15 protein-coding genes are annotated in these 12235 nt (G+C 72.8%); 11 read left to right on the forward strand and 4 right to left on the reverse strand.

Annotated elements, in window-relative coordinates:
- The first annotated feature begins 200 nt into the window (after positions 1-200).
- On the forward strand, positions 201-962 hold the full coding sequence (locus tag AB0O53_RS24450) for an esterase/lipase family protein (protein ID WP_351000170.1): 762 nt from the start codon (positions 201-203) through the stop codon (positions 960-962).
- 121 nt (positions 963-1083) lie between these two features.
- Positions 1084-1515 carry a hypothetical protein gene (locus AB0O53_RS24455; RefSeq protein WP_365198163.1) on the forward strand — a complete coding sequence of 144 codons (432 nt, stop codon included), beginning with the start codon at positions 1084-1086 and terminating at the stop codon, positions 1513-1515.
- Here the strand turns inward: AB0O53_RS24455 and AB0O53_RS24460 are convergent.
- Positions 1506-2060, reverse strand: coding sequence for a hypothetical protein (locus tag AB0O53_RS24460; protein WP_365198165.1), 555 nt, complete (start codon positions 2058-2060; stop codon positions 1506-1508). The two genes, AB0O53_RS24455 and AB0O53_RS24460, sit on opposite strands and share 10 nt — an antisense overlap.
- Positions 2061-2138: 78 nt before the next feature.
- Here AB0O53_RS24460 and AB0O53_RS24465 point away from each other — a divergent pair, with 78 nt between their 5' ends.
- Positions 2139-2879, forward strand: a complete 741-nt coding sequence (locus AB0O53_RS24465; protein WP_351000179.1) for an SCO2400 family protein — start codon at positions 2139-2141, stop codon at positions 2877-2879.
- On the opposite strand, the gene AB0O53_RS24470 is transcribed toward AB0O53_RS24465, so the two are convergent.
- Positions 2876-3301, reverse strand: coding sequence for a MarR family winged helix-turn-helix transcriptional regulator (locus AB0O53_RS24470; protein ID WP_351000202.1), 426 nt, complete (start codon positions 3299-3301; stop codon positions 2876-2878). The genes AB0O53_RS24465 and AB0O53_RS24470 overlap by 4 nt on opposite strands.
- A gap of 95 nt (positions 3302-3396) precedes the next feature.
- Here AB0O53_RS24470 and AB0O53_RS24475 point away from each other — a divergent pair, with 95 nt between their 5' ends.
- The 3 genes from AB0O53_RS24475 (at position 3397) to AB0O53_RS24485 (ending at position 5773) form a co-directional block, all read left to right on the forward strand.
- Positions 3397-4419: an NADP-dependent oxidoreductase gene (locus tag AB0O53_RS24475; protein ID WP_351000205.1), complete on the forward strand. Its 1023-nt coding sequence runs from the start codon at positions 3397-3399 to the stop codon at positions 4417-4419.
- Between the two features lie 65 nt (positions 4420-4484).
- The gene (locus tag AB0O53_RS24480; protein ID WP_030841164.1) at positions 4485-4907 is read left to right on the forward strand and encodes an organic hydroperoxide resistance protein; all 423 of its coding nucleotides are present in this window, start codon (positions 4485-4487) and stop codon (positions 4905-4907) included.
- Between the two features lie 65 nt (positions 4908-4972).
- Entirely contained in the window at positions 4973-5773 is an 801-nt protein-coding gene (locus AB0O53_RS24485; protein ID WP_351000211.1) for an EI24 domain-containing protein, read from the forward strand.
- A gap of 7 nt (positions 5774-5780) precedes the next feature.
- On the opposite strand, the gene AB0O53_RS24490 is transcribed toward AB0O53_RS24485, so the two are convergent.
- On the reverse strand, positions 5781-6683 hold the full coding sequence (locus AB0O53_RS24490) for an NAD(P)-dependent oxidoreductase (RefSeq protein WP_351000214.1): 903 nt from the start codon (positions 6681-6683) through the stop codon (positions 5781-5783).
- Between the two features lie 96 nt (positions 6684-6779).
- On the opposite strand from AB0O53_RS24490, the gene AB0O53_RS24495 reads away from it, so the two are divergent.
- The 3 genes from AB0O53_RS24495 to AB0O53_RS24505 all read left to right on the forward strand — a co-directional run bounded on the left by AB0O53_RS24495 (position 6780) and on the right by AB0O53_RS24505 (position 10608).
- Positions 6780-7115, forward strand: a complete 336-nt coding sequence (locus AB0O53_RS24495; RefSeq protein WP_351000217.1) for a winged helix-turn-helix transcriptional regulator — start codon at positions 6780-6782, stop codon at positions 7113-7115.
- Between the two features lie 200 nt (positions 7116-7315).
- Complete coding sequence (locus AB0O53_RS24500) at positions 7316-9010, forward strand: hypothetical protein (protein WP_365198169.1); 1695 nt, start codon at positions 7316-7318, stop codon at positions 9008-9010.
- A gap of 14 nt (positions 9011-9024) precedes the next feature.
- Positions 9025-10608, forward strand: a complete 1584-nt coding sequence (locus AB0O53_RS24505) for a DUF2142 domain-containing protein (RefSeq protein ID WP_351000222.1) — start codon at positions 9025-9027, stop codon at positions 10606-10608.
- 22 nt (positions 10609-10630) lie between these two features.
- Here the strand turns inward: AB0O53_RS24505 and AB0O53_RS24510 are convergent, their stop codons facing one another.
- On the reverse strand, positions 10631-11347 hold the full coding sequence (locus AB0O53_RS24510; RefSeq protein WP_365198172.1) for a carbon-nitrogen hydrolase family protein: 717 nt from the start codon (positions 11345-11347) through the stop codon (positions 10631-10633).
- Between the two features lie 117 nt (positions 11348-11464).
- Between AB0O53_RS24510 and AB0O53_RS24515 the strand changes: the two genes are divergently transcribed.
- Positions 11465-11755 carry an NAD(P)-binding domain-containing protein gene (locus tag AB0O53_RS24515; protein ID WP_351000228.1) on the forward strand — a complete coding sequence of 97 codons (291 nt, stop codon included), beginning with the start codon at positions 11465-11467 and terminating at the stop codon, positions 11753-11755.
- Positions 11756-11820: 65 nt separating this feature from the next.
- Positions 11821-12144, forward strand: coding sequence for a putative quinol monooxygenase (locus AB0O53_RS24520; RefSeq protein ID WP_365198175.1), 324 nt, complete (start codon positions 11821-11823; stop codon positions 12142-12144).
- The last annotated feature ends 91 nt before the right edge of the window (positions 12145-12235 follow it).

Below are 12235 nucleotides of genomic sequence, written 5' to 3' on the forward strand. Positions count from 1 at the left end.
CCGAGAGCGCTGACGCAAAGGGACCGGCGGAAGTGCCGGTCGCTTTACATATCATCTCGGGCATTCGGGGCTATCCGCCCGTTGGAATGCTCCGGCCGTGGGTGTGTCGCGGCTGCATGGGGGTGGATTTCTGTACCGACAGGCAGCACCATGCCCGCACTGCACGCGCTACTCGCGCGTAACAAGGTAAGGGGGGACCGATGCTGACGGCCCGACAGGGACTGGTCGCGCTCCTGACGCTCTGCCTGGTGTCGCTCACGGCGCCCGCCGCGGCCGGCGCCTCCGACCCGGGCCCGGTCCGCGCTTCCGACCCGGGCCCGGTCCGCGCCTCCGCCCCGGGCCCGGCCCCCGCCGCTGACCGGGCATCACCGCGCAGCCCGGTGGTCTTCGTCCACGGGTACAACGCCGACCCGGGCGTCTGGGGATCCCTCCGTGCCGACCTGCGCGCCGACGGGTACACCGACGCGGAGCTCTTCTCCTTCGGCTACGACACCCACCAGTCCGTCAACGAGGTCCTCGCCGGGCGGCTCGGCACCTACGTCGAACAGGTCCGCCGGGAGACGGGCGCCGCCAAGGTCGATGTCGTGGCGCACTCCTTCGGCTCGCTGGTGAGCCGCTGGTACGTCAAGTTCGGCGGGGGAACGGCCACCGTCGACCACTGGGTCTCGCTGGCCGGCCCCAACCGCGGCACCTCCACCGCGTGGGCCTGTGCCCTGTGGGACCAGGCCTGCCGTGACATGACCCCCGGGTCGTACGTGGTGAGGAACCTGGGCGGCGGCGACCCGACCCCGGGAGCGGTGAAGTACGCGACCTTCTGGTCGAACTGCGACGAGGTGATCAACCCCGACGACAGCGTCCCGCTCGTGGGCGCGGTCAACACGCCGGTCGGCTGCCTGGGGCACAACGACCTGCTCGGCGACGACGGCACCTCGGCCGGAGTGCGCGCCTTCCTCGCGTCGTAGGCGGCGCGTCCGCGCGGTGCGGCGGCTACCGGTGCTGCGGCGGCGACGGGTGCTGACGCGGTGTTTAGGGGGGTGCGGGCGACAGTGGGTGGGCCGTCGCGTCCCGAGGGGGGAAGTACCGATGCCGTACCGGGTCCGTGCCCGCGCCACCGACGAACGGCCCGCGGCGCCGCGGCGCTCCGTCACCCGCCTGCGCCTCACGTGCCTCTTCGGCGGGGTGTTCCTGCTGGCCGGGACCGTGTTCCTCGTCGTGGCGCTCCTGCTGGCCGAACAGGCCGTGAGCAGGGGCAGCGAGCCGGTTCTGGGTCTGGGCCCGGAGAAGACGGTCGTCCTGGCGCCCGCCGACTGCCCCGGCCCGGGGGCCGGCGGGCCGTCCTCCTGCCCGTCCCCCGGCCGGGAGCACCCCCACGACCCGCTGCTCCTCTCGGCCCTGCCGCTCCTGGCCGCGCTCGGACCCCTGTCGGTCGGCGCGGGGTACCTGACGGCCGGGTACGCCCTCTCGCGGGTCCGCCGGATCACCCACACGGCCCGGGGCGCCTACCGCTACGTCTGAGGACCGACGCGCTGGAGCAGTCCGTAGGTGAACTCCGCCACGCAGGGCCGGCTCTGCGCGGTGAAGGCGAGGCGCCAGCGCGTCGGCGCGGTGCCCTCCATCGGCCGCACCGGCGCGAAGGCCCGCGCCACCTCGTCCACCGTCGCCGACCAGGGCAGCAGGTCGTCCGGCGACCGCAGTACGGGCCCCCGCGCGCCCGGGGCCCGTACGAGCCACTCGTTCCACACCGCCCCGTCCGGCGCGGCCAGCACCTCGAAGCGCAGGTCCGGCCAGAGCGGCAGTGGCCACAGCAGGGCCTCGCACTCCAGGTCGCCGATCGTGCGGTGCTCGGCGGACTCCGGCGGGCCGAGCACCGAGCGGTACCGGGCCAGCGCCCCGCGCGCGCGGGGCGAGCGGACCATGGCCTGCCAGCGCTTGTTCGCCTCCCGCTGGTCCGCGAGCGAAGCGCCCAGCCGGCGGCGGGCCTCGTCGGCGAGGTCCGGCTGGAAGTCGGCCATCCGCCGCAATAGCACCAACTGGAACCCCGCAGGCCCGAAAGATGTCATGGAGGGAACGATTCCACACAGGATCCTTACGTTCTCGGGATCCGGATGTTGCCGCACACGGCGTAGCCTGCGGGCGCCATGAACTATTGCCACGCCTGCCGGAGGCACCTCAACGGCGCACTGGCGTGCGCCGGATGCGGAACGCCCGCCGAGTACCTGATACCCGCCGCGCCCACTGCCGCCGGGCCGCCCGGGCCGCCCATGCCGCCCGTCGTCGAGGGGCCCGCCGCGGATGCGCCGGCCGATGCGTACGCGGACTCGGCGGACTCGCTCGTGGTGCTCTCCGCCCCGAACGAGCGCAGGGCCGGTGCCCGCCGCAGGGTCGCGCACCGGCGCCGCCGCCGCACCGTGCTGACCCTGTCCCTCGGTGTGCTGCTCGCGAGCGGGGGCTCCCTGATGGTGGTGAGCATGGCCGCCGACGGGGAGAGCACCGACCGGGCCTCCGACGTCGTCCTGGTGGACGACGCGCCCCGGGATCCCGCTCCGCTGTCGGACGCGCCGACGGCCGCGGCGCCCACGGGCTCCGGCAGGGCCACCGCGAAGGCCGGCGGTTCGACCACGAAGAAATCCGGGAGCGGGGCGCCCGCAGGGAGCACCGGTCAGCCCGGACCGACACAGTCCGCCCCCGCTCCCACGACGTCCGGGCAGGCGTCCGGCACCCCCGGCCCGGGGAAGTCCCTCCAGGGCGGGACGGGGCAGCCCTCGCAGAGCCCTTCCGGCAGCGCGACGACGTCGCCCCCGCCCCCGGTCCCGCCGAAGCCCGCGCCCACGCCGACCAAGGACTGCGGCTTCCTGGGCATGCTGTGCTGGGGTGACTAGCCCTCCAGCATCCGCTTGAGCAGGTCGCGCAGCACGGCCCGCTCCGCCGGGGACAGCCCGGCCAGGGGCTCGCGCGCGAAGTCGAGCGACTCGCGCAGCCGCTCCGCCGTCTGCAGCCCCTCCTCGGTGGGGGCGGCCAGCTTGACCCGCCGGTCGGCGGGGTCCGGGCGGCGTTCCACCAGGCCGCGGCTCTCCAGCCGGTCGATGATGCCCGTCACGTTCGAGGGCTCGCACCGCAGCTTCTGGGCTATGCGGCGCATGGGCGTCGGCTCCAGGGAGAGCAGGTTCAGCACCTTGGCCTGGGCGCCGGTCAGCTGATGGCTGGCCGCCGCGTGCTCGTACTCCATGTGGTACCGGCTCACGACGTCACCGATGAGTTCGACGACCTCGACGGTCACTGGGTCTACACGACGACTGGGCATGGATCCAGAGTACCCATTTACTTGACAACATGAAATATCCAGGCGCATGGTTGTTTCACCTAGTGAAGCAATTCGTTCTTACCAGGAGCGTCGCAATGTCTGAGATCCCCGCCGTGAGCCGCGAATGGCACCTCGTCCGCCGCCCGCAGGGCTGGCCCGTCGCCGAGGACTTCGCCCTGCGTGAGGTGCCCGTCAACGCCGAGCCCGCCGCCGGCCGGATCCTCGTGCGCAACCTGCACATGTCCGTGGACCCGTACATGCGCGGCCGGATGAACGACGTGAAGTCCTACGTCCCGCCCTTCCAGCTCGACCGCCCGATGGACGGCGGCGCGGTCGGCGAGGTCGTCGCCTCCAACGCCGAGGGCTTCGCCGTCGGCGACCACGTCCTGCACGGCCTGGGCTGGCGCGAGTACGCGGAGCTCGACGCGCAGCACGCCACCAAGGTCGACGCCTCCCTCGCCCCGCTCTCCACCTACCTCGGCGTCCTCGGCATGCCGGGCCTGACCGCCTACGCCGGGCTCTTCGAGGTCGCCTCCTTCAAGGAGGGCGACTCCGTCTTCGTCTCCGGCGCCGCGGGTGCGGTCGGCGGCCTCGTCGGCCAGTTCGCGAAGATCAAGGGCGCGTCCCGGGTGATCGGCTCCGCCGGCTCGGACGAGAAGGTGACGCTCCTCACCGAGAAGTACGGCTTCGACGCCGCCTTCAACTACAAGAACGGCCCCGTCGCCGAGCAGCTGCCCGCCGCCGCCCCCGAGGGCATCGACGTCTACTTCGACAACGTCGGCGGCGACCACCTGGAGGCCGCCATCTCCTCCATGAACGTGCACGGCCGCGCCACCCTCTGCGGCGCGATCGCCCACTACAACGACACCGAGGCCGCGCCCGGCCCGCGCAACCTGATGCAGGTCATCGGCAAGCGCCTGCGGCTCCAGGGCATCCTCGTCAGCGACCACGCCGGACTGCAGCAGCAGTTCGTCCAGGACGTGGCCGGCTGGCTGCGCTCCGGTGAGCTGACCTACGACGAGACGGTCGTCGAGGGCGTCGAGAACGCCGCCTCCGCCTTCCTCGGCATGCTGCGCGGAGAGAACACCGGAAAGATGATCGTTTCCTTCACCGGTTAGGCTCACCCCACAACCGTCGTGACCGTGGGCGCGAGTCGCGGCGATTACCAGGAGGAACATTCTTCATGTCCATCCAGCAGTCCGACGTCGCGTACACCGCCGTGGCCACCGCCGAGAACGGCCGTGACGGCCGCGTCGCCACCAACGACGGCCGGCTCGACGTCGTCGTGAACCCGCCCAAGGAGCTCGGTGGCTCCGGCGCCGGCACCAACCCGGAGCAGCTCTTCGCCGCCGGCTACAGCGCCTGCTTCCAGGGCGCCCTGGGCGTCGTCGCCAAGAACGTGAACGCCGACATCTCCGGCTCCACGGTCACCGCCGAGGTCGGCATCGGCAAGAACGACGACGGCTTCGGCCTGATCGTCAAGATCTCCGCCGTGATCCCGAACGTGGACGCCGCCACCGCCAAGGAGCTCATCGAGAAGGCCCACGAGGTCTGCCCGTACTCCAAGGCCACCCGGGGCAACATCACCGTCGAGCTCGCCGTCTGATCCGGCAGCCGCACAGCGAAGGCCGCACCCCGATCGGGGTGCGGCCTTCGCCGTAGACTGACGCCATGCACGATCTTGCGGGGGGCTTCCGGTACCTGCTGGCCGGACAGCGATGGGTGTTGCGACACGGCCGGTGGCTGGGCTTCGGGCTGCTGCCCGGGCTCGTCTCGTTCGCCCTCTACGTCGGCGCCCTCGTCGGGCTCGGCTACGGCGCCGACGACCTGACCGCCTGGGCGACCCCCTTCGCCGACGACTGGTCGGCCCCGTGGCTCGGCCTCTTCCGCGGCTTCCTCACCGCCCTGTTCTTCGGCCTCGGTCTCTTCCTCGCGGTGATCACCTTCACCGCGGTCACCCTGCTGATCGGCCAGCCCTTCTACGAGTCCCTCTCGGAGCAGGTCGACCGCACCGAGGGCGGCGACGTCCCGCAGTCCGGCCTGCCGCTCTGGCGGGAGCTGTGGATCTCGGCCCGGGACAGCGTCAAGGTGCTCGGGCGGGTGGCGCTGTACGGCATCGCGCTCTTCGCCCTTGGCTTCGTCCCGGTGATCGGCCAGACGGTCGTCCCGGTCCTCGGGTTCTGCGTGTCCGGCTACTTCCTGACCCAGGAGCTCACCTCCGTCGCCCTCCAGCGCCGCAAGATGGAGCTGCCCGAGCGGCTGGTGCTGCTGCGCTCACGGCGGCTGATGGTGCTGGGCTTCGGAGTGCCGCTGGTGCTGGCGTTCCTGGTGCCGCTCGTCGCGGTGCTCCTGATGCCCGGCGCGGTGGCGGGAGCCACGCTGATGGCGCGCGACCTGATGCGCACCGACGAGACCCCGGCCGCCGAGGCCACCCCCGCGGGCTTCGGACCGCCGCCGCCGGCGTTCCCGTAACCCCCGCTCACACGGCCCGGCGCTCCTTCCTCAGCAGCAGGAGGGCGCCCGCCGTGTCCTCCCCGCCGTGGGCGGCCGGGTCCGCCGTCAGCCGGCGGCGCATCAGGTCCAGGTACGGGGAGATCAGCTCGGCGCTGACCCCCTGCTCCTCGGCGGTCCGCAGCAGGGTGCCGCTCGCGGCGACCTGCATGGCCAGGCTGGACACCACCCCGGCGGTGAAGTCCCGCGAGGTGAGCCGCTCGGCGGTGTTGCCGACGAAGAAGCCCATCGCACCCAGCCACTCGGACAGCAGCGGAGCCAGGTCCTTCGGGGCGATGCCCTCGCCCTCGGTCAGCGCGTAGGCGTGCGAGACGCCCGCGAACAGCCCGTACATCGCGCTGAGCAGCGCCACGTCGTGCAGGGCGGCGTGCCCGGGGTCCTCCCCGACGAAGCGGGCCCCGGCCGGGACCTCCAGCGTCGCGCGGTGGGTGTCGAAGAGGGCGCGCGAGCCGCTGTAGAAGACGTATCCGCCGGCCTCCGGCACACCGATCATCGTGGGCGTGGCCATGATCCCGCCGTCCGTGTACCGGGCGCCGCGGGCCTCGGCCCAGGCGGCCCGGGCGCGGGCCTCCTGCGGGGTACCGGTCGTGAGGTCGACGAGGTCCTTGCCGGTCAAGTCGATGCCGTCGAGGGTGGAGCGCACGCTGGCGTCGTCCAGGAGGCAGGTCACGACCAGCCGGTTCGCCGCGACCGCCGCGGCGGCGGTCGCGGCGACGACGGCGCCCTCGGCGGCGAGCGGTCCGGCCTTGGCGGGGGTGCGGTTCCAGACGGTCGGGGCATGCCCTGCGGCGAGCCAGGTGCGGGCCAGGGCGGTGCCCATGTCGCCGAGTCCGAGCAGGGTGAGAGATTTCCGCGATGTGGTGTCGGTCATGGCGTTTAGCCTGGTTGCAGGCAGGACGGTGCTCAAGTACGCACTTCGGAGTGGGTGGTTACCCCGAGGTGAGCGAGCAGGTGGGGAGGATGTGCGATGGCGGTGACACGACGGCCCGGGGCGCACGAGTGCGGGATCGCCGCGGCGATGTCCGTGATCGACGGCAAATGGAAGGTGTCGCTCCTGTGGACGCTGGAGCAGCGACCGCGCCGCTTCGGCGAGCTGCGCCGGCTCCTGCCCGGAGTCTCCGAGAAGGTGCTCGCCGCCCAGCTGCGCGAGCTGGAGACCGACGGCATCGTGCACCGCGAGGTGTACGACGAGGTCCCGCCGCGCGTCGAGTACTCCCTGACGGCCCTGGGCCAGGACCTCAACGCGGCCCTGGAACCGCTGGGGAAGTGGGGTACGAAGCACCTGCTCCCCGATTCGGCCTGACCGGCCGGAGATCGGTTACCGGCCCCCGCCTACCCGGGGCGGGCCCGTAGTATGCATGGCAGCAAGTGCCAAGGCTGTCTCTCACTGCCCTTGAGTTCGCCCTGGCCCGGAGCTTCGGCGGGGGGCCGGAGTCGCGCAGCGGCTTGCCGAGCCACGACCGGCCACCGGGCCGAGGACCGACCAGCAGTAGGGACACAGCAGTGACAGTCAGTACCGAGGGCATGGCGACCGTGCTGCCCCCGGGCGGACCGGCCGCGCCCGCCCGCCCGATACCGGCCGCCCGGCGCCGCATCGGCTCACGCGGCACCCTCCTGTTCCTCGAAGCCGTCGTCGCGTTCGCCGCGGCGCTCGTGCTCCCGCTGCTGGCCCGTGGCTTCAAGCTCAACCCCCTGGACCGGATCGCGCAGGTCAGCGGCCTCGCCGCGATCCAGCTGCGGTTCGCGCTCATAGGTCTGCTCTTCATCGGCGCGGTGGCGCTGGCGGTGCGGCTGCGCGGGGGCCGGCACTTCGACCTCGCCACGCGGTTCGCCGCCGCCGCCCTCGCCGGCCTGGCCAGCGGCTTCGTCGCCGCCGGCGCGGTCGTCGCCCTCCACGGGACGCCCTGGCCGATGTTCGGCCTCAACGGCGACAGCGGCCGCATCGTCGAGTGGGCCCAGGCCGTGGCCAACGGCCGCCCCTCCGGCTCCCCGGTCTACCCTCCGGCCCCCCTCTACACCCTCGGCTACTACGCCGAGTGGTTCCGCGGCGGCAACACCGCGTACGCCTTCAAGGACCTCCAGATCCTCGGCGCCGCGGCCTTCGGTCCGCTCGTCTACCTCTGCTGGCGCATGCTGCTCGGGCCGGTCCGGGCCCTCGCCTTCGGCGTGGCCCCCGCCTTCGCGCTGATCGACGCCTACAAGCCGTACAGCCAGACCGTCCTGGTCGTGCTGGTCCCGGTCCTGGTGGCGATGGTGGTGTCGCTGAGCCGCAGCGGCACGCAGGGCTGGCGCCCGCTGCTGGCCAAGGGCGCGGGATTCGGCGCCCTGCTCGGCCTGATGTTCCTCACCTACTCGGGCTGGTTCCTGTGGAGCGCGGCGGGCGTGCTGTTCGCCGCACTGCTGTACTTCCCGTGGCGGGACGGCCGGCTCGGCCGGATCAAGGGCGCGGCCTTCCTCGGTGCCTCCCTGGCCGCGTTCCTCGTGGTCGCCGGGCGCTACCTCATGGTCATGCTGACCGAGGGGCAGACCACCAAGGACTACAACTTCCGGTTCGACAACTTCACCGACCCGGCGTACTACCTCATGTGGCGCACGGACATGCCCGGCAAGGTCGGCGAGTGGCCGCTGCCCGGCGAGTACGGCGGGGTCGGGCTGTTCGCCCTGGTCACCTTCGTCGGCGTGGGCGCCGCGATCTGGCTGGGCATGCGCAAGCCGATGGTGATCACCATCGCCGCCATGTTCATCAGCGCGTGGGTGATGCGCATGTACATCGCCTCGCACATGTACGAGACGCAGACCGTCCAGCTCTACACCCGCACCAACAACCAGCTGCTCTACTGCGGGCTGCTGCTGTGCGCGCTCGTCGTCCACCTGGTCTCGCTGCGGATCGCCGCGCGGCGCTCGCAGCCCGGCGCCGCGGCCGCGGCGGACGGCGCACTCACCGAGGGCAGGGCCGGTACCGGCCTCCCCGGCCGCGAGGGAGCGGTGATCGGAGCCCTCTGCGCCCTGCTGCTGCTCCTGGGCACCGTCTCCTCCTCGATGGCCGACCGCTACATGCCGGCCAAGGAGAACACGTACCGGATCCTGCCCTGGGTCTCGCACACCATCACGGAGCGGGACGGGAGCTGCCCGAAGTACGCGCCCGGCGGCACCTGCTCCAAGGACGGCGACCAGAGCTGGCTCGGCTTCATCCGATGACCTCCGGGGGACCGATGACTTCCGCACTGACACGGCTGGCCGACTGGTCGGCCGGAACGCCCAAACGGCTCTGGCTGATCTCGTTCGCCCTGTTCTTCACGCTCGCGGGTTCCTGGGCGGCCGCCAGCCCGCTCGGCAGCTCCCCCGACGAGCACGCGCACTTCATCCGCGCCGCCGCCGTCGCCCGGGGCCAGATCGGCGGGACCGAGGTGATGGTCCCGCACACGGTGGCGGGCATCGAGGGGCACTTCGCCGAGACCGGCGTGCAGCTGCCGGAGTGGTACCGCAACCTGCCCACGGTGCACGAGTGCTACTCGTGGCGCGAGGCGCAGCCCGCGTCCTGCGCCCCCTCGCTCGGCAGCTCCGAGAAGATCGCCCAGGCCACCACGGCGGCCGGCCGCTACCACCCGGGCTACTACCTGGTGACCGGCTGGCCGAGCCTGCTGGCCGACGGCCCCAAGGGGCTGTACCTCATGCGCTTCATGTCGGCGCTGCTCTGCTCGGCGCTGCTGGCCAGTGCGGTGGTCACGGCCGCCGAATGGCGCCGGCGCTCGCCGGTGATGCTCGGCGTGTTCGCCGCGGCCACCCCGATGACGCTCTACATGTCCGGCATGGTCAACCCCAGCGGCGGCGAGATCGCCGCCGGGATCCTGGTGTGGACCGCCCTGCTGTCGATCGTCCTGTCGCCCGACCCCGTGCTGCTGAACCGCAGACTGGCCCGGCTGGGCGTCGGCGGCCTGGTGCTGATCAACATCCGGCCGCTGGGCCTGATCTGGTTCGGCGGGGCGGTCTTCTTCTGCCTGCTGCTGACCCAGCGGCGCGGACTGCTGGGACAGGTGCTGCGCCGCAAGGCCCTCTGGCTCTGGACGGTCCTGCTGGGCCTGGCGACCGCCGGCGCGCTGCTCTGGGCGGCGAGGCACCCCGACAACTCGAAGATCGACATTCCCGAGTCGCTGACCACGGGCGTCGCCGCGAAGAGGACCCTCGGCAACACCGAGGTCTACATCAAGCAGATGCTCGGCTTCTTCGGCTGGCTGGACACCCCCGCCCCGGCCCTCATGTACCTGGTGTGGATGGCGGTGCTCGCCACCGTCGTCGCGCTGGCGCTCGTGTACGGCCGCGCGCGCGACCTGGTGGCGATGCTCGGCATGCTGGTGGCCGTCGTCATGGTGCCGGTGGTCGCGCAGGCCTCGCAGGCGGAGCGCATCGGCATGGTGTGGCAGGGCCGCTACCTGCTGCCCTTCGCCGTCGGACTGCCGCTGATGGCCGTGGCCGTCTGCGCCACGCGCGCCCCGGAGTACGGCCTGCCCTGGCGGCGGCTGGTGGGCCTGTCCGTCGTCGGCCTCGCGCTGGCGAACCTGTCGGCCTTCTACTGGACGCTGCGCCGGTTCGCCGTCGGTACCAAGGGTTCGTGGGTGGCGACCTCGGCGCACTGGGCCCCGCCCGGCGGCTGGGCCTTCTGGACCTGCCTGTACGCGGCGGCGGCCGTCGTCGTCGTCCTGCCCGCCCTGCTGCCCGACCGCAAGGACACCCCGCGGCTCCCGGACCTGGACCCCCCGCGTACCGCCCGCCGCCGACGGGTCCCCGAGCCCGTCTGACGCATCCGGCCCGGCGGCCCCGTCAGACGGCGGGGCCGATCGTGGCGGTCACCACCGACGGGGTGTGCCCGTCCGCCTCGGCGAGGAGCGTGCCGCCCGGGGCCCACACGGCCGAGCGGCCGCAGCCGGTCCACGGGCCCGCCGGGCCGACGTGGTTGGCGAGGACGACGTACAGGCCGTGCCGTTGCGCGATCCCCGGGTACACGGTGGCGCGCTCGCGGATCCCGTCGCCGGTCCCGTACAGGGAGCTCGCCAGGTGGACCCGGCAGCCGTCGGCCGCGCCCCGGCCCGGCAGCCCGTCGAAGTGGTTGTCGAAGCAGACGCCCAGCGAGAAGCGGACCCCGAGGAGTTCGAAGCGCCCATCGGCCGTGCCGGGCTCGAAGACGTCCTGTTCGTCGCGGTAGAGGTGCTGCTTGCGGTACGTCGTCACGTGCGCGCCGTCCGCTTCGTGGACCAGTGTCGCGATGGCGGGCCGCGGGCCGTCGCCGGGCAGGGCCACGTTGACCGCGGTCGCGATCCCGGCGGCGCGCAGCGGGTCCAGCCGAGGGTCGTCGGCGGCGGTCCACAGGCCGGGGTCGGCGGCGAGCGCCGCCAGTTCGTAGCCGGTGAGCGTGAACTCGGGGAAGACGACCAGGGCGGCGCCCTGCTCGCGGGCCGTCGCGGCGAGGGCGGCGGCCCGCGCGGCGTTCGCGGGGACATCGGCGGGGGCGCACGTCATCTGTGCTGCGGCGATCTTCACCCGCTCAGGATGCCAACCCGTCCGCGGTCTCCTTCAGCAGGGCCGGCAGGGCCGCGGCGGCCGGTGACGGGGAGGTCCCGCGCGGGTGGCCGCGCAGACCCCGCGGCGCGGGGTGTCGTGGGCGAGCTCGCCGGGCGGCTGCCGGAGGGGGTGACGCTGACCGACGCGCCGGTGATGGGGAGCGTCGACCGGGCGGCGACGGGGGAGTTGTGGGTGCCGGCGGGCGGCGACCCGCTGCCCGGTCCGGTCCGGCGGGTCCTCGACACCCTCGGCGAGGTCACCGTGTGCGGCCCGGCGGGTTCGGGTGCGGCGCTGAGGCTGGGCGGGGCCCTGGGCCTGCCGGAGGACCTGGTCCGCGCCGCCCGCCCGGACCTCGCCGCCCGGGACCTCTCCGCCCTGCGGCCCTGACCCGGCCGGGGCCGCGGGCGGGGGAGTCCGCCCGCAGGGTGGATCAACCTGCATAAAATGCCGGTGTGATCTTCATTGTGGTGAAATTCCCCGTCAAGCCCGAATACGTCGACGCGTGGCCCGACAAGGTCGCGCCGTTCACCCGCGCCACCCGCGCCGAACCCGGGAACCTGTGGTTCGAGTGGTCGCGCAGCCTGGAGGAGCCGAACACCTACGTGCTGGTCGAGGCCTTCCGGGACGACGCCGCCGAAGCGCACGTCACCTCCGAGCACTTCAGCGCCGCGCTGGAGACCATGCGGCCGCTGGTGACCCGTACGCCCGAGATCGTCAGCACCACCATCGAGGGCGCGACCGGCTGGAGCCGGATGGGCGAGCTCCAGGTCGACTAGGCCGTCTCTTTCGGATCTTGTCGGCCGAGCCCGCGTTGTCCGGTGCCGTGCATCGCAAGGCGGAGGAGCTCCTCGTGTACTGGCCGTACTC

The organism is Streptomyces erythrochromogenes (assembly GCF_040684695.1).
Lineage (GTDB): Bacteria > Actinomycetota > Actinomycetes > Streptomycetales > Streptomycetaceae > Streptomyces > Streptomyces erythrochromogenes_C.